Source organism: Streptomyces sp. NPDC005302 (assembly GCF_040607345.1).
Taxonomy (GTDB): domain Bacteria; phylum Actinomycetota; class Actinomycetes; order Streptomycetales; family Streptomycetaceae; genus Streptomyces.
The window spans coordinates 114260-130155 of the sequence record NZ_JBEXGN010000005.1 but is presented as its reverse complement, the minus strand read 5'-3'; the positions used below and the strand labels follow the sequence as shown (position 1 = coordinate 130155).

General features: G+C 72.5%; 18 protein-coding genes. 12 read left to right on the top strand and 6 right to left on the bottom strand.

The features are described from left to right. Positions 1–131: 131 nt before the first annotated feature. The 9 genes from chpG to ABZT74_RS09245 all read left to right on the top strand — a co-directional run bounded on the left by chpG (position 132) and on the right by ABZT74_RS09245 (position 5632). Positions 132–371, top strand: a complete 240-nt coding sequence (gene chpG, locus ABZT74_RS09285; RefSeq protein ID WP_339129423.1) for a chaplin ChpG — start codon at positions 132–134, stop codon at positions 369–371. Positions 372–601: 230 nt separating this feature from the next. Next, the gene (locus tag ABZT74_RS09280; RefSeq protein ID WP_356172007.1) at positions 602–1267 is read left to right on the top strand and encodes a hypothetical protein; all 666 of its coding nucleotides are present in this window, start codon (positions 602–604) and stop codon (positions 1265–1267) included. Between the two features lie 250 nt (positions 1268–1517). Then, on the top strand, positions 1518–1820 hold the full coding sequence (locus ABZT74_RS09275; RefSeq protein ID WP_356433872.1) for a hypothetical protein: 303 nt from the start codon (positions 1518–1520) through the stop codon (positions 1818–1820). A gap of 85 nt (positions 1821–1905) precedes the next feature. After that, positions 1906–2145 carry a chaplin gene (locus ABZT74_RS09270; protein ID WP_356172013.1) on the top strand — a complete coding sequence of 80 codons (240 nt, stop codon included), beginning with the start codon at positions 1906–1908 and terminating at the stop codon, positions 2143–2145. 164 nt (positions 2146–2309) lie between these two features. Then, positions 2310–2807 (top strand): DUF5949 family protein, encoded by a 498-nt coding sequence (locus ABZT74_RS09265; protein WP_355863241.1) that lies wholly within the window; start codon positions 2310–2312, stop codon positions 2805–2807. Beyond that, positions 2807–3439 carry a vitamin K epoxide reductase family protein gene (locus ABZT74_RS09260; RefSeq protein WP_356433870.1) on the top strand — a complete coding sequence of 211 codons (633 nt, stop codon included), beginning with the start codon at positions 2807–2809 and terminating at the stop codon, positions 3437–3439. The genes ABZT74_RS09265 and ABZT74_RS09260 overlap by 1 nt, the downstream gene beginning before the upstream one ends. A gap of 118 nt (positions 3440–3557) precedes the next feature. Next, on the top strand, positions 3558–4076 hold the full coding sequence (locus ABZT74_RS09255) for a hypothetical protein (RefSeq protein ID WP_356433868.1): 519 nt from the start codon (positions 3558–3560) through the stop codon (positions 4074–4076). Between the two features lie 121 nt (positions 4077–4197). Further along, complete coding sequence (locus ABZT74_RS09250) at positions 4198–4782, top strand: tyrosinase family oxidase copper chaperone (RefSeq protein ID WP_356433866.1); 585 nt, start codon at positions 4198–4200, stop codon at positions 4780–4782. Further along, entirely contained in the window at positions 4766–5632 is an 867-nt protein-coding gene (locus ABZT74_RS09245) for a tyrosinase family protein (protein ID WP_356172021.1), read from the top strand. Before ABZT74_RS09250 ends, ABZT74_RS09245 begins: the two co-directional genes overlap by 17 nt. Positions 5633–5707: 75 nt before the next feature. On the opposite strand, the gene ABZT74_RS09240 is transcribed toward ABZT74_RS09245, so the two are convergent. After that, complete coding sequence (locus tag ABZT74_RS09240) at positions 5708–6001, bottom strand: chaplin (RefSeq protein ID WP_356172023.1); 294 nt, start codon at positions 5999–6001, stop codon at positions 5708–5710. Between the two features lie 176 nt (positions 6002–6177). On the opposite strand from ABZT74_RS09240, the gene ABZT74_RS09235 reads away from it, so the two are divergent. Beyond that, a complete protein-coding gene (locus tag ABZT74_RS09235; protein ID WP_356433864.1) occupies positions 6178–6843 on the top strand; it encodes a DUF2087 domain-containing protein in 666 nt (221 codons plus the stop codon). 42 nt (positions 6844–6885) lie between these two features. Here ABZT74_RS09235 and ABZT74_RS09230 read toward each other — a convergent pair whose 3' ends face one another. Further along, on the bottom strand, positions 6886–7845 hold the full coding sequence (locus ABZT74_RS09230; protein WP_356433863.1) for a D-2-hydroxyacid dehydrogenase family protein: 960 nt from the start codon (positions 7843–7845) through the stop codon (positions 6886–6888). 128 nt (positions 7846–7973) lie between these two features. Here ABZT74_RS09230 and ABZT74_RS09225 point away from each other — a divergent pair, with 128 nt between their 5' ends. Then, positions 7974–8558, top strand: coding sequence for a hypothetical protein (locus ABZT74_RS09225; RefSeq protein ID WP_356172031.1), 585 nt, complete (start codon positions 7974–7976; stop codon positions 8556–8558). Positions 8559–8588: 30 nt separating this feature from the next. Beyond that, complete coding sequence (locus tag ABZT74_RS09220) at positions 8589–9362, top strand: YcnI family protein (RefSeq protein WP_356433862.1); 774 nt, start codon at positions 8589–8591, stop codon at positions 9360–9362. A gap of 81 nt (positions 9363–9443) precedes the next feature. On the opposite strand, the gene ABZT74_RS09215 is transcribed toward ABZT74_RS09220, so the two are convergent. The 4 genes from ABZT74_RS09215 to ABZT74_RS09200 form a co-directional block, all read right to left on the bottom strand. Next, positions 9444–10856 (bottom strand): Cys-Gln thioester bond-forming surface protein, encoded by a 1413-nt coding sequence (locus ABZT74_RS09215; RefSeq protein WP_356433861.1) that lies wholly within the window; start codon positions 10854–10856, stop codon positions 9444–9446. A 259-nt stretch (positions 10857–11115) separates the two neighbouring features. Then, entirely contained in the window at positions 11116–11592 is a 477-nt protein-coding gene (locus tag ABZT74_RS09210) for a single-stranded DNA-binding protein (RefSeq protein WP_356433860.1), read from the bottom strand. 133 nt (positions 11593–11725) lie between these two features. Then, complete coding sequence (locus tag ABZT74_RS09205) at positions 11726–13984, bottom strand: YfjP family GTPase (RefSeq protein WP_356172041.1); 2259 nt, start codon at positions 13982–13984, stop codon at positions 11726–11728. A 5-nt stretch (positions 13985–13989) separates the two neighbouring features. After that, the gene (locus ABZT74_RS09200) at positions 13990–15597 is read right to left on the bottom strand and encodes a dynamin family protein (protein WP_355863311.1); all 1608 of its coding nucleotides are present in this window, start codon (positions 15595–15597) and stop codon (positions 13990–13992) included. Positions 15598–15896: the final 299 nt, after the last annotated feature.

The following is a 15896-nucleotide window of genomic DNA, read 5'->3' as shown; positions in this document are numbered from 1 at the left end:
TCGGATTCGTGAAGCCCGACCGTTTGCGAGATCACCCCTTTGGAGCCACAACCAGCGTGGCCGCCGCGCGTTGAATGCAGAGCCGGGCAACCCGCCCGGATGTTGTGTCGACTTCCAAGGAGCATTTCTCCATGTCGCGTATCGCTAAGGGCCTGGCCCTGACCTCCGTTGCCGCCGCCGCCGTGGCCGGCACCGCCGGCATCGCCGCCGCCGACAGCGGAGCGCACGGTGCGGCCGCCCACTCCCCGGGCGTCCTGTCGGGCAACGTCCTGCAGGTTCCCGTCCACATCCCGGTCAACGTCTGCGGCAACACCGTGAACGTCATCGGCCTGCTGAACCCCGCGTTCGGCAACACCTGCGTCAACGGCTGACGTCTCCGCGCGGATCCTTCTGCCGGCCGTCCTCCCCAACGGGAGGGCGGCCGGTTCGCGTTGCCCCGAACGGGGGACGCCGGCGTCGGGGTTCGGCATGGCTCCTCACCTGCGGCGATAGCGGTGGTAGGGGCGCCGGTCAGTTACGCAGGGCATTCGAACAGTTGCAGAGAGCGATTGCTGCTCGCACGGTGGAGTCAAGATCCGACGCACCACCGAAGGGAACATCCATGCGTGCTCTGCCCGTCCGGCGCATCGCCACCTCCGCACTCTGTGCCACGCTTCTGATCGGGATCGCCGCACCGGCCTCGATGGCCGCCGACAGCGACCTGTCGCGTGGCCACAGCCATGCGGCGGCGCCCGTACCCGGCGCGGACGCGCTTCTGGCGCAGACCAAGACCCTGGCCGACATAGGCGGTGTCCTGGCCCCGGTCACCGCCCTGGTCGACGCCGCGCTCAAGGCGGACAACGGCCAGCTTCCCGCCGACCAGGCGACGACACTCGGCCAGGCCGCGAAGGACGCCATCGCCAAGGTCGCCGCCGCGGCTCCGGTCGCGCCGCCGGCCGCCGTCCCCGCCGTCCCGCCCGTCGCGCTCCCGGCCGTGCCCCCGGTGGCCAAGGGTGCCGAGCGTCCGCGGGCGCTCGCGGCCGCGGACGTCAAGGCCGACGCGCTGACGGCCCTGCAGACCGCCGTCGACTCGCTGGTCAAGGCGGTCACGTCGGGCGACGCCGCGTCGGTCGTCCCCGCGGCCACCGCCGTGGTGACCGGCCTCGTCAACTTCGTCGTCGCCACCGTTCTCGGCGGCGGCCTGCCGGCGCCGAACCTGCCGGGTCTCCCGGCCCTTCCGGCGCTGCCGACCAGCGCCCTCCCGACGGGTTCGCTGCCGGTCTCCTGACGGTCCGCCGCGCGAACCGGGCATCACCGCCCACCGGCCGCCGTGCCGCCCCCTCCGAGGGGCGGCGCGGCGGCCGGCTTCGTGTTTGCGCACCTCGGCCCCCGACTCTTATATGAGAATGCGACACGCCGGTCATTCGGGTGGGTGCAGGAATTTTCTGCACGCGGGGTTTCCGTCGGGTTCGGGGCTCGTTAGCAAGGTCGAAGAGGAATTCCCTCTGGTGACATGAGTCGCCGAAGAAAGGAACACGATGAAGTCCCTCAAGGCCGCCGCTGTAGTCGCCGGGTCCCTGGCCGTCGCCGGTGCCGCCGCACCCGCGTTCGCCGCCGGAGCCTCCGGCCTCACGCCCTCCAGCCTCAACGGCGCCCTGGAGACCATCACCAGCCAGCGTTCGCTCAGCGTGCAGGACGCCATGCCCCTGCAGCACCAGTCGAACGCGCTCGACACCGAGAACAAGAACTCTCTGCTCAGCACGGTGAGCGGTACGACGAAGGCGCTCAACACGGTCGGCGGCCCCTCGCAGCTGCTCGGCGGACTTCCCCTTCAGAAGTAGTCGATCGAATGCGTCGCGTGTCTTTCCCCGACGCTCGCGGGCATTTCCTTAGGCTCGTCGCAAATCTCCGAGGAAAGGGCTGACGATGAACTCTGCCAAGAAGGCCGCGCTGATTATCGCCACCGCCGGAATGGCCGCCGGTGCCGCCGCGGGCAGCGCTGTCGCCGACTCCGGTGCCGAGGGCGCGGCGGTCAAGTCCCCGGGCGTCGCCTCCGGAAACGTCATTCAGGTCCCCGTGCACGTTCCGGTCAACGTCTGCGGCAACACCGTCGACGTCATCGGCGTGCTGAACCCGGCGTTCGGAAACACCTGCGTCAACGGCTGACGTCGTACGGCCGATGCGCCGAAAGGACCGATTCCGCAGCCGTGGAATCGGTCCTTCGCGCTGTTCGAGTGGGGTCCCTCGTTCGTGTGGTCGCGCCGCCGGTCATCGCCCGGGCGGGTGAGATCGGCAAGGGGCCCGAACGGATGCGCCGATAAGGTTCCGCGGTGACCTCAACCTCAAGTCAAATGAGCCCTCTTCGGGTCGCCGATCTCGGCACGCTCGCCGTCATGGCATTCAGCGGTGAAGCCCCCGACGGCGACATGCCCTATCTCCTCGCCTACTCCCTGGGCGACGGCGAGGGCGGCCCGGACGGGTCCGCCGCCGCCATCCGGCAGCTGCTGACCGACAACGGGATCCCGGTGGGCGACACCCTCATCGACGGGTCCAAGCACCCGAGCCTGCCGCTCACCCTGCTCGTCGAGGGCGGCCAGGCCGTCGTCAGGATGCCCCACCTCAACGCCCAGTGCGTCGCCCCGCCGGAGTGGCTCGCGGCGGTGGGTGAACGCGGGTACGCCTACTTCCTGTTCGCCACCAGCGCCTGGCCTGTCGGCCGGCCCGGCGAGCCCGTCGCGCCGGAGGACCTGACGGCCTTCGCCGGCGACGAGGACACCCTGCTCAGCGCGGCGCACGTGCTGCTGCCCGCGCGCAGCCTGCGCGGCTGATGACGGCCGCCGCAGGGCCGGGGGACGGCGCCGCGGGCAGCGGTGCGCGCGGTCGGTCCGTGGGCAGCAGCCGCGCCCTCGCCCTGCTGCTGGTGATCACGGGCGCGGCGGGTCTGCTCGCCGCGTGGGTCATCACGATCGACAAGTTCAAGCTGCTCGAGGATCCCAGCTTCGTTCCCGGGTGCAGCCTGAACCCGGTCGTGTCCTGCGGCAACATCATGAAGAGCGACCAGGCCTCGGCCTTCGGGTTCCCCAACCCGATGCTGGGCCTGGTGACGTACGCCGTGGTCACATGTGTCGGCGTGAGCCTGTTCGCCCGGGCCGCGTTCCCGCGCTGGTACTGGCTGATCCTCGACGCCGGAATGCTCTTCGGCGTCGGATTCTGCACCTGGCTCCAGTTCCAGTCGTTCTACCGGATCAACTCGCTGTGCCTCTGGTGCTGTCTGGCGTGGGTCGCGACGATCATCATGTTCTGGTACGTCACGTCGTTCAACGTACGAAATGATTTCCTGCCGGCGCCGAAATGGCTGAAGGCGTTTCTCGCCGAATTCACCTGGGTCGTTCCGGTTCTGCATATCGGTGTCATCGGCATGCTGATCCTGACCCGCTGGTGGGATTTCTGGACGAGCTGATCATTCGTATCGGACGACTATTGCGTCCGTCGGGGGAATCTTTCGCTGATGGCGTTCCCGGCATCGTTACGCGGTACGGACGCAGAGCCATCGAATCCTGAAAGGGACCGTACCTGAGATGAAGCCGACCACACGAGGAACTCTCGCCGCCGTCATGACCGGGGTGGCGGTGGTGGTGGGTGCCGCCGCCGCGACCCCCGCCGTCGCGGCGGGCACGGTCCCCATCCCCGTGCCGCTCAACGGCGTCGAGCAGGCCCTCAACCTGCGGACGCCCCACATCGCGGGTGAGCTGCCGGTGCCGGTGCCCGGCTCACCCGAGGGGCCCCGGTACGTCGAGGGCCGGATGCTGCCCGACCACGCGCTGCCCCAGCTCCCGCTCGCCGGCGGGCTGCCCGGCGCGGACCTGCGGGCGCCCCTTCCGCACATCCTGGGAGAGGGCTTCGACCACCTCGGGGTCTCGGCGCCCGCCGCCGACCTGAGGGCGCTGACCCCCGGGGTGTCGCTGGAGGCCCCGCTCGGCGCCCCGAACGGCGACCACTTCGGTCTCCCCGACGCGAAGCTGCCGCAGGCCGCCGTACTCACGCCGCTGCTGCAGACCGTCCCCGGGGCGAACGTGGAGACGGGCTCCGGCGCCTGACACCCGCGCGGGCGCGGTCCCGGGAGTCCGGCCCGGGTCCGCCGCCCGAACCATCGGGGGCCGCCGTCGTTGAACCCTGCTGAAGACGATGCATCCGCCTCAATCCGTGGAGGAGACAAGCATGTTCGTCAGCTGGGTGTCGAGCAGATTACGGGGACGCGGACCGAGCCGCGCACCGGTGGTGCGGGTGCCGGGCCGGGGCGCGGAACGCGTGGCGGGCACGGTGGCGGTGACCCGGCGCGGTGTGACGCGGGGACTGCTGGTCTCGGCCGTCACCATGGCACTGGCCCCGGTCGTCGCCGCCTCACGGTCCTCGCGCCCGGCCCGCTCCGACGACCTCTCCTTCGACGAGGTGTACCGCGGCCGGCATCTGCTCGGCAAAAGGGCCGGCTCGGACGGCCGGGTCGCGTTCTCCGGCGGAGCGTGGCTGGTCACGGTGGACGGCGGGCCCCTGCACCTGATGCGCCGCGCGGACGGCGGCTACCTGAGCATGGTGGACCACTACGTGTCGTACCCGACGGCGCTGGAGGCCGCGCGCGCCGCCGTCGACGAACTGGACCCCGCCGAACACCTGCGGTCCATGGACGGCATGGACGGCATGCCGGGCACGGACGGGATGGGCGCCGGGCGGCACCGCGGGGGCGGAAGCACCACGCACGGCAGCGGTACGGAAGGGGGCGGCCACCACCATGGTGTACACGCGTAAGGACGTCAGCACGCTGACCGGCGCGGAGCGGCGCCGATTCGTCTCCGCGATGCTGGAGGTCAAACGCCGCGGCGAGTACGACGAGTTCGTGCGCACGCACGTCGACTACTACGTCGCGGACGGCGACGACGGACTGCGCGCGGCCCACATGACGCCGTCCTTCCTGCCCTGGCACCGCCGCTTCCTGCTGGAGCTGGAGGGTGCGCTGCGTCGGGTGGACCCGTCGGTGAGCGTGCCCTACTGGGACTGGACACGGGACCGTACGCCGACGTCCTCTCCGTGGACCAAGGACCTGCTCGGCGGCGACGGGCGGCGCTCCGACCGCCAGGTGATGACCGGGCCGTTCGCCTACGCGCAGGGCAAGTGGACCATCAGGGAGGGGGTGACGGACGGGAAGTTCCTCACACGGGAGTTCGGCCGGCCGCGGCAGCCACTCCAACTGCCCACGGCACGTGACCTGAACACCGCCCTGGAGGACCCCGTCTACGACACGTCGCCCTGGAACTCCACGTCCACGCGCGGCTTCCGCAACAAGCTGGAGGGGTGGGGGCGCGGGTCCGGCAACGCGGCCTGGGCCAACCACAACCGCGTCCACCGCTGGGTCGGCGGCCACATGCTGGGCGGCGCCTCCGTCAACGATCCCGTGTTCTGGCTGCACCACGCCTTCGTCGACCTGCAGTGGTCGCGCTGGCAGCAGCGGCACCGCGGCGCCCGCTATCTGCCCGAGCGCCCGCCGGGCCTCGGGAACTCCCAGCACGGCCGGATCATCGCCCGCAACGAGGAGATGCCCCCGTGGGGCGTGACACCGCAGTCGATGGAGGACCACAGCGCCGTCTACCGGTACGCCTGACGGCCGTCCGTACGCGCGAAAGCGGCGAGGCCCCCGGCAGTGACTTCCTGCCGGGGGCCTTTCGCGTGGCGTGGGTCAGCGGCCGTAGCCGTAGCCGCCGCGGTCCTTGTCCTTGTCCTTGCCGTGGCCACCGTCGTTCGAGCAGTGGTTGCCGAAGGCCGGGTTCAGCAGGCCGATGACGCTGACGGTGTTGCCGCACACGTTGACCGGGATGTTGACCGGCACCTGGATGACGTTGCCCGAGAGGACGCCGGGCGAGCCGACGGCCTCGCCCTGGGCGCCGGCGTCAGCCATGGCGAAACCGGCTCCGCCGATGACAACGGCACCCGTGCCGAGGGCGACAGCGGCGACCTTCGCGATGCGAGACATCACGTTCTCCTTTGGTTCGATGAGTGCGGTGGCACGGACGCGACCGCACTCCCCTTCAACGCGTCCGCCCACGCCTGGTCACGGGCGTTCATCGGGGTATCACCCATCGACCGGCACCGGACGGGCGGCGGAAATTCGCTTCGGTCCGCCCCGCCCGCTCAACTAGCCTGCCGGGCATGCCGACCGAACGATCCACCGACCGGACCAGCGACGAGGGGCCCGAACGGCCGACCGCCCACGCCCCGTCCGCCCCACCTGCCGCACCCGCCGGGCGGACCGACCCGGTCGAGGCGGCCGACCTCGGCGGCGCGGTCGGTCTCTTCGCGGAGGAGTCCCGGGCCCGCGCGTTCGCCGCCGTCGTCCTCGGCGCGGCCACCCCCGCACAGGTGACCGAGCGGACGGGCCTGTCCCCGAAGGACGCCGCCACCGCGCTGCGCAGGCTGCGTGACCAGGGCGTGATCGCGGAGGGCGGCGACGGACTCGCCGTCGTCTACGACCGCTTCCGCCAACTCGCTCGCTCCGCACGGGCGTCGAAGCCCGCCGCCGCGAGCTACGGCTCCGGTGACGAGCGGTCCGAGACGGTGCTGCGGACCTTCGTGCGCGACGGCCGTCTCGTGCGGCTGCCCGCCCAGTGGGAGCGCAAGCTGGTCGTCCTGCGGCACATCGCCGAGCGGACCTTCGAGCCGGGCGTCGAGTATCCGGAGCGGACGGTCAACGAGAAGCTGCGCGCCTGGTGCGAGGACGCTCCCGTCGACCATGTGACGCTCCGGCGATACCTCGTGGACCTGCACCACCTCCACCGCCGGGTCGGCATCTACCGGCGGCCCGCGACGGCCGTCTGAGCCGCGTCCCTTCCCGGTGACGGGCGGGGCGGGGCGGGCCGGTCAGCCGAGGCGGCGTACCGGACTGCCCGCCAGATACGCCTGCACGTCCTCGACCGCCGCGCCGTAGTACGTCGCGTAGTTGGACCGCGACACGTAGCCGAGGTGCGGGGTGGCGAGCAGGCGGGGGGCCGACCGCATCGGGTGATCCGCGGGCAGCGGCTCCACGTCGAAGACGTCGATGCCCGCTCCGGCGATCCGCCCGGCGCGCAGCGCGGTGAGCAGCGCCTCCTGGTCGACGATCGCCGAACGCGAGGTGTTGACGAGGAAGGCCGTCGGCTTCAGCAGAGCCAGCTCGGCGGCGCCGACGAGGCCCCTGGTGCGGTCGCCTAGCGCCAGGTGCACGGAGACGAAGTCGCTGCCCGCCAGCAGCTCCTCCTTGGAGGGGGCGAGCTCCACCCCCACCTCCTCGGCCCGTTCCTTCGTGAGGTTCTGGCTCCAGGCGCCGACCCGCATGCCGAACGCGAGACCCACCTGGGCCACCCGGGCGCCGATCTTGCCGAGCCCCAGCAGGCCGAGCCGGCGGCCGTGCAGATCGGCGCCGACGGTGCTCTGCCAGGGGCCGCCCGAGCGCACCGCCTCGTGCTCGGTGACGATGCCCCGCGCGAGACCGAGCAGCAGCGCCCAGGTCAGCTCGACCGGAGGCGTCGAGGAACTCGGCGTGCCGCACACGGTCACCCCGTGCGCCTCGGCTGCCGCGTAGTCGATCACGCTGTTGCGCATCCCGGACGCGATCAGCAGCTTCAAGCGGGGCAGCCGGGCCAGCAGCGAGGCGGGGAAGGCCACCCGCTCGCGCAGCGTCACGACGATCTCGAACTCCGCGAGGGCGGCGGCCAGCGTGTCCTCGTCGGCGAAGTGCCGGTCGAAGGAGACGACCTCGACGCGGTCCGCGACCGGCGACCAGTCGGCGATCTCGGTGGCCACACGCTGATAGTCGTCCAGCACGGCACAGCGAAGTCGCATGTCGTATCCCTCCCAGGCTCAGCCGGACCCTACCCGAGCGGCTGTGGGGTGAGCCTGGCGCCCCGTGACGGACGGCTCATCCGGAAGCCCCTACGGTCACTCCCTCCCCATGGCAGTATCTGGGCTTCATGAGTGCGTCCCCGGCGGTACGGAGCCTGCGCGCGGCGGTGTTCGCCGTGCTCTGCGTGCTGCTGGCGGCCGGCGGACATGTGCTCGCCACCGGGGTGGCCCCCACGCGCGGCGCCGTCTGCGCGGGACTCCTCGCCGTCTTCGCCGCCGGCTGTCTGCTGTGCGGCAGGGAGCGGTCGCTGCTCGGGATAGCGGGCGCGATGCTGGTCGCGCAGGCCGGACTCCACCTCGGGTTCGGGGCCGGGCGCCCCCGGATGACGATGACCATGCACGGGGCGCACATGACGTACACCCACGCCCACGCCCTGACACCCCACGCCACGGCCGCCCACGTCACCGCCGCCCTCCTCGTGACCTGGTGGCTGCGGCGCGGCGAGGCGGCCCTGTGGTCGCTGCTGCGCCGGGCCGTCGCCTTCGTGCCCGGGCTCGCCGCCTGGTGGAAGGGGCGCACGGGACTCGCCCCCGCACGGCCGTACGGGGATGCCGCGGGCCGTCCGGCCGAACCGCGCCCGCTCCGCCAGGTGTTGCTGCGGCACGCCGTCTCCCGCCGGGGACCGCCGGCAGGGCTCGTGTCCACGCCCTGACCACATCCCCTCCCGTACGGAGTTCCCCAGATGTCCCCGACGAGCACCACCCTGCGCCGCACCGGCACCGTCGCCGCCCTCACCCTGGCGGGTGTCCTGGCCGCGGCGGGCGCGGCCTCCGCGCATGTGACGGTCCACCCCGAGAGCTACGCCAAGGGCGCCACGGACGGTGTCCTGAGCTTCCGCGTCCCCAACGAGGAGGACACCGCGAGCACCACCAAGGTGCAGGTGTTCCTGCCCACCGACCACCCCGTCCTCGGAGTCCTGGTCACGCCGCAGGCGGGCTGGACCGCGAAGGTGACGACCACCAGGCTGAAGAAGCCGGTGAAGACGGACGACGGCACGATCACCGACGCCGTCTCCGAGATCACCTGGACCGGCGGCCGGATCCGCCACGGCGAGTTCCAGGACTTCGACGTCGCCTTCGGTCAACTGCCCGACGACACCGGCCGGCTGAGCTTCAAGACGCTCCAGACCTACTCGGACGGCAGCGTCGTCCGCTGGATCGAGGAGGCGAAGGCGGGCGCCGACGAGCCGGAGAACCCCGCTCCCGCGCTGACGCTCACCGCCGAGGGCGCGGGGGGCGAGGCCGCGGAGGGATCCGGCGGAGCCGCCGGTTCGGACGCCGACCAGGCGGCCCCGTCGTCCGCGTCGTCCTCGAAGGACAGCGAGGAGTCCACCGCGAGCGACAAGGCCAGTGACTCCACCGCGCGCTCCCTCGGAACGGCCGGCCTGGTCGTCGGCGTCCTCGGCCTGATCGCGGCCGGGTTCGCCATCGCCCGCGGCCGGAACGCCCGCCCCTGACGCTCCGCGTCACCCGCTTCGCCGACCGGAGCCTCCGGACGGCGGCGCGGGCGGCGTCATGGGGATCACGTGTCCCTGGCCTCAGTCCCGCGCCGGTCCCTGCTCGGGTGTCTGCTTCCTGCGGACGAAGAGGACCGCCGCGCCGCCGATGACGACGAGCGCGATGGCGACGCCGGCGATGACCGGCGTCGCGTCGGAACCGCCCGTCTCCGCGAGGTCGCTGCCCCCGGTGCCCCCCACCGACGCGGGACTCGGCTCACTGACCGTCTGGGTCGTGATGTCGCTCGCGCCGCCCTGGGTCCGGCAGTCCAGTACGCCCTTGAACCGCTTCGCGAAGCCGCTCGGACCGCTGATCGTGAAGTCGTACGCCTGGTCCTCCTGGAGCGGGACCGTCATCGTCTGGGCCGCGCCTGCCGCGATGGTGTGCTCGACGCCCATCAGCTCGAACGTGAACGGCGCGTCGCCCTTGTTGACCGCCGTGATGTCCACCCCGCCGTCGGCGCAGTTCTTCTCGGCGGTCAGCGCCGGTATCGCACCCTTGGCCGCCCAGTCCACGGTCGCCGTGGCGGAGACGCTGGACTCGCTGGAGCCCGCCAGGATCTGCGTCTGGCTGCGGGACTCGGAGGCGAAGGCCCGTCCGACCGGCACGCTCGTGGACGCGTTCACCGTCAGGGACGCCGACCCGTCCGCGCTGTCCTTCGGTATGTCGAAGAAGAGACGGCTGCCGTCGGCCGCGGAGGTGACCGGCCTGCCGTTCTTGTCGACCACCTTCACCCCGCTGGCCGTGTCCGCGGGCGGTGTCACCGTCACGCCGTCCGCGTCCGTGTGGACCGTGACCGGGCCGAGCCGCTCACCCGCGTGGCCCGAGACCGCGGCCGGGGTCAGGGTGAGCGAGGCGTCGGGCTCCGGGAGGTTCCGCGCGTTCTTCTGCAGATAGTCCGCGAGCTTCTCCGCCCGCGGGTCCGCCGCGTCCACGTCCGCGCCGTCCGAGTAGCGCCAGATGGCCACCTGCGTGCCCGCCGCCGCGTCCTGCTCGGTGAGCCCGCTGACGCCGGCCTTCTCGGCCAGCGCCGTCAGGTCGTTCACCTGCGGGTAGGAGTTCCGCAGGATCCAGCGGATCCTGCCCGCGTCCTTGTTGCCGCTCAGTGACGTGCCGCTCCAGGAGGTCTCCTGGTAGCGGGCGTCCCGCTGCGTCGGGTTGTGCAGGTCGATGCAGTACGTCTGCAGGGTTCCGCCGTCGTCGACGGACATCTCGAAGAGCCCGGCGGAGACCCAGGAGTCCTCGCCGTTGTCGTGGATGACCGCGGACCCGTACGTCTTCAGGTCGCCGAGGGTGGCGGTCGCCCCGCCGGGGCTCTGCGGCGTCTCGTCGGCGACGGCCGTGCCGGCGGTGGCGATCGCCACCGTGGCGACGAGGCCCGACACCAACGTCGCGGCGGCGAGGCGGGCTGCCCCTCGCCTGCACGCGGACAACGCAGAAAACGCGGAAAGCACAGAATTCCCCTTCGTGCAGGACCCGTTGACATGGGGGGACGGTCCCGCCAGCAGAATCAGAAGCCCCGAGAGCTGTGTTCGGCATCCTAAGGAAGCGGCACAACGCTCTCCCCGGTGATGTCGTCCGATAACCGATCCGACTCGGAATCGTTATCGCCGTACGGCTGTGAGCTGCGCTTATCGACAAATCCACGCGGTCTGTTCGAGAGCGCATCCGCCGATAAGCCGCAGTCCGGTCAGAGCGTGACCGCCTCTGACATCACGTCACCCCGGCAGGCTCGGCCGACTGTTGGGCCGGCTCCCGCGCCGTGTCATCGGGCTCCGATTCCCAACTCGGCTCGGGGCGGCCGCCCGCCGCGCCCCCGGCCTGCTCGCTCTCCCTGGCCGGACGCCGGAACGCCGACGTACCGCGGGAGAGGTCGTGGCCGATCGCCACCGCGTCGATGTCCGCCGACGTCCAGCTCTGCCCGTCACGGGTCTCGGTGCGCACCTTCAGCCTGCCCTGCACGATGACGGGATCACCCACCGACACCGAGGCCCCCACGTTCGTCGCGAGCGCCCGGTTCGCCCACACCGTGAAGAAGTTGGTGTGCCCGTCCGTCCACCCGCTCTTCTCGCGGTCCCAGTACCGCGAGGTCACCGCCAGCCGGAACCGCGCCGACGCGCCGTTCGCCAGTTCCCGGTACACGGGCCGTGTCGCCACGTTGCCCACCGCGCACACCATCGTCTCGTTCATCGCGAAGTCCCTCCCGTGCGAATGCGTCCGTCGCGGCGACCGCATGCGCTGCGGTCGCCGCGAGATCAGACTGCCTTCGCCGGGCCGGGCCCGCCCGGGCCTGTGCACCGCGGGGCGGTGGTGGAAATCCGCGTCACCCGACCGGGGCACCCGCCGGCGCCACACCCATGACCCGCCCGTACTGCTCCCGCACCTCGCGGTACCGCAGCAGCTCCGCCGCCACCGGATCGAGAACCCGGGCCCTGCCGCACCCGGCCGCCGCCTCGCGCAGCCGGCGTTCCGCTTCGAGGCCGTAGCGCCGGGCGGGCCCGCGGGCCGCCATTCTGCTGCTCCACTCGACGGCCGGACCGCCGACGATCCCGCACACCATCAGCAGCACGGGAACCCCGAGGTTGGGCGAGGCGATCCCGACGATCTGCGCCCCCAGCCAGAGCCCGCCGACGACCTGGACGATCGTCATCATGGCCTGCGCGAGCACCGCGACCGGCCACCAGCCGGGCCGCGGCGGCCGGCCCACCGGAGTGACCGCCCGCGCCGCCATGTCGTCCAGTGCCTCCGGCAGCCCCTGCGCGCCCCGTACGGCCGCCTCGCGCACCGCCTGCGCCCAGGGGAGCGGCAGCCCGTACGCCGCCCGGTCCGCGACCGTCCGCACGGCCTGCTCCACCCGCTGCCGCGCGGTGGCCTCCTCGTCCGCCGGGGCCCGCACGGGCAGTCGGCCGGTCGGGGGTTCGCGCCGGTCCTGGTGCCAGCGCCACAGCCGCAGCCAGGGGGTTCCACAGGCGCGGTTGGCGTTGCGGCGCCAGGCACGCTCGGCCGCCTCACCGGCCGCCACGGCACCCACCGCGTCCGCGAGCCGGTCCGCGAACTCGTCGCGCGCCTCCTCGCTGAGCCCCACCCGGCGCCCGGTCGCGTAGACCGGACGCAGCCGCGCGGCCGCCGCGTCGAGATCGGCCGAAATTCGCCGGGCCGCCGCGCCGCGTTCCCCCACGAACTGGCCCAGACACTCACGCAGTTCACCGATGCCGTCACCGGTGAGCGCGGACAGCGCGAGGACGGTCGCGCCCGGCTCGCCGTACTCGCCGAGCGCGATGCCGTCCTCGTCGAGCAGACGCCGCAGATCGTCGAGGACCTGGTCGGCGGCCTCGCCGGGGAGCCGGTCCACCTGGTTGAGGACGACGAAGGTGACCTCCGCGTGCCCGGCCAGCGGCCGCAGATAGCGCTCGTGCAGGACGGCGTCCGCGTACTTCTCCGGGTCCACCACCCAGATGACCGCGTCGACCAGCGCCAGGACGCGGTCCACCTGCTCACGGTGCTGCACCGCGGCGGAGTCGTGGTCGGGCAGGTCGACCAGGACCAGGCCGCGCAGCTGGGCCTCCGCCTCCGCGCTCTGCAGCGGGCGCCTGCGCAGCCGGCCGGGGATGCCGAGCCGGTCGATGAGGGTGGCCGCGCCGTCGCTCCAGCTGCAGGCGATCGGCGCAGAGGTGGTCGGCCTGCGGACGCCGGTCTCCGAAATGGCCACGCCGGCCAGCGCGTTGAAGAGCTGGGACTTGCCGCTGCCGGTGGCCCCGGCGATGGCGACCACGGTGTGCTCCCCGGACAGCTTGCGGCGCGCCGCCGCCTCGTCCAGGACACGGCCCGCCTCGGCGAGGGTCCTGCTGTCCAGCCGGGTGCGGGAGAGGCCCACCAGTTCGCGCAGCGCGTCCAGGCGCGAGCGCAGCGGTCCGTCGTACGCGAGCGGCGCCGGCGCGGCCGGTACGGCGGCCCGGGTCTCCACCACCGGCGTCTGGTAGCGGACGGGGGCCGACTCGTTCACGCGCCGGGCGATCAGGCCGTCGTCCCAGACCGGGCCGTCCTCCGCGCGCGCGGAGGAGTCGCCGGTACGGGGGGTGCCGGCCCGGGCCGGGCCGTCGCCCCGGGGAGCGTCGCCCTTCCCGTTGGGGCCGGAGTCCCGGGGGGTGCCGTTCGCGCGGGACGGGGCGTCGTCGCCCTCGCCGCGCGCGCGGGGCCCGGCCGCCGGGGCGCTCTTCGAGGCGGCCGCACCGGACACGCCCCCGGTACGCGCGCCCTCCGTCCGCGTGTCGCCGTCGCCGTCCGTCCCGGCGCCCTTCCCGGCCCCGGCCCCGGCCGCCGAAGCCGCCCTCGCCGAGGTGCCGTTCTCGCCCGGGGACTCGGAGCGAGCGCCGTCACCGGAGCCCTCGGCACCCGCGGCGGTGTCCCCGGGGGATGCCTTCTCGGGGACCTCCTCGGAGCGGACGCCTTCGGAGCGGGTCCCTTCGGGACGGACCTCCTCGGAGCGGTCCTCGCCGGAGCGGTCCTCTCCGGGGCGTGCGCCGCCGGAGGGGTCGTCTCCGGGACGGTCGGCGTGATCCGTGTGGTCAGTGACGGCAGTCACCGCGGTCACCTCTCCTTCTGCAGTACGGACAGCGCGGCGATGAGTTCGGCCTGGGGTTCCGGATGGACGTCGAGCGCGTCGAGCGGCGCGAGCCGGCGCTCGCGCTCGGTGTGCAGGGCCTTGTCGATGAGCTCCGTGAGCATCCGGCCGCCCTTGTCGCGCAGCCGCAGCGCGCCGTGCGCGCCGATCCGCTCGGCGAGCCCCTCACCGGCGTTGCGCGCCCTGCGTCCGCCGAGGAGGGCGGTCGCGACGAGCGCGGCCACCACCGAGGGGTCCGGCGCGACACTCTTGTCGAGGTCGCGCACCTCCTCCTCGGCGTACTCCTCCAGGACGCGCCGCCAGCGGCGTACGGCCATGCCGATCCGGTGCTCGGCGCTTTCCAGCGTGGGGTCACGGTCCGTCAGCCCCGGTGAGTCCGAGGCGGGTTCACGGCGCCACGCGTCGTCCACCCGCTCGTCGGCGGCCGTCACGGAGCACAGCAGCAGGGCGGACAGGCTCTCCACGAGCGCGTCCAGCAGTTCGTCGGCGCTGCAGTCGAGGGGATAGGCCCGCCACCGCTTGAGGGCGTCCCCGGAGAGCACGGCGCCGGCCTGCAAACGGCCCTTCACGCGCGTGTGTTCGCTGTCGTACGCCCCGTCGACGGCCGCCGTGAGACGGGTCGCCGCCGCGTACTGGGCGGCCGCGGCGCTCGCCAGCTCCGGCATCCGCGACTTCATGGAGTCGAGCACTCCGTAGGCCGTGCGGGCCATCGCGTCCTGCCGGGCCCCCGGGTCCTGGACATGGTGCTCGAGCCAGGTGCGCAGCGGCGCCACCGCGGTCGCGGGCAGCAGGCCCCCGCCCCAGGCGGACTCCGGGAGTTCGGGCACCGTGAAGCGCGGGACGTCGCCGAGTCCGGCCTTGGTGAGCAGTGCGCCGTACTGCCGGGAGACCTCGGACACCACCTGGTGCGGCACCCGGTCGAGGACGGTCACCAGCGTCGCCTTGTGCTCCTTGGCGGTGCGCAGCAGATGCCAGGGAACGGCGTCGGCGTAGCGGGAGGCCGTGGTGACCATCACCCAGATGTCGGCCGCGCAGATGAGTTCGGCCGCCAGGACGCGGTTGTCGGCCACCAGGGAGTCGACGTCGGGCGCGTCCAGGAGGGCGAGTCCGCGGGGGAGGGTGTCGGCGGTCTCGATGCGCAGGACCCGCTCCCCGCGGTCGCCGAGGGCGGGGAGTTCGTCGCCCGGCTCCTGATGGGGTACCCACACACGCGTGAGCTGGGGCAGCACACGCATCCCGCTGAACCAGTGGTGGTCCTCGGGATGGCACACCAGCACCGGCGTGCGGGTCGTCGGGCGGAGCACGCCCGCCTCGCTGACCCGGCGCCCCACAAGGGAGTTGACGAGTGTCGACTTGCCGGCTCCGGTGGACCCCCCGATGACGGCGAGAAGCGGTGCTTCGGGTTCTCTCAACCGGGGCACCAGGTAGTCGTCGAGCTGTGCGAGCAGTTCGTCGCGGTTGGCACGCGCGCGGGGAGCCCCCGCCAGGGGCAGCGGGAAGCGTGCGGCGGCGACACGGTCGCGCAGGGCGGAAAGTGCGTCGAGCAGCTGAGGCCGTACGTCCAAGGTCACCACATGCGAAGAATGCCCAATTTTGGAGGCTTTCTGAAGCATATGGGTATGCCTGCGCGCCGACCGGACACAGGGGGCGGAAGGGATGACTGGGGCGCAGGCATAACGAGTGCACAACACCCGATGCGTGAGGCGCCAAAAGCGGTGCACGATTCGTACCCGCCTGCGATTATCAGGACCGCTTCACTGAACCTCCACATTGAGCCACGGAGGTGAAGCATGAGGGACAGGGATGCGGGAGCCCTATTCTTGTCCCCGGCAAGGTCAGGGATCAGCCCGCACCAGGGCACCAGGACACCGGC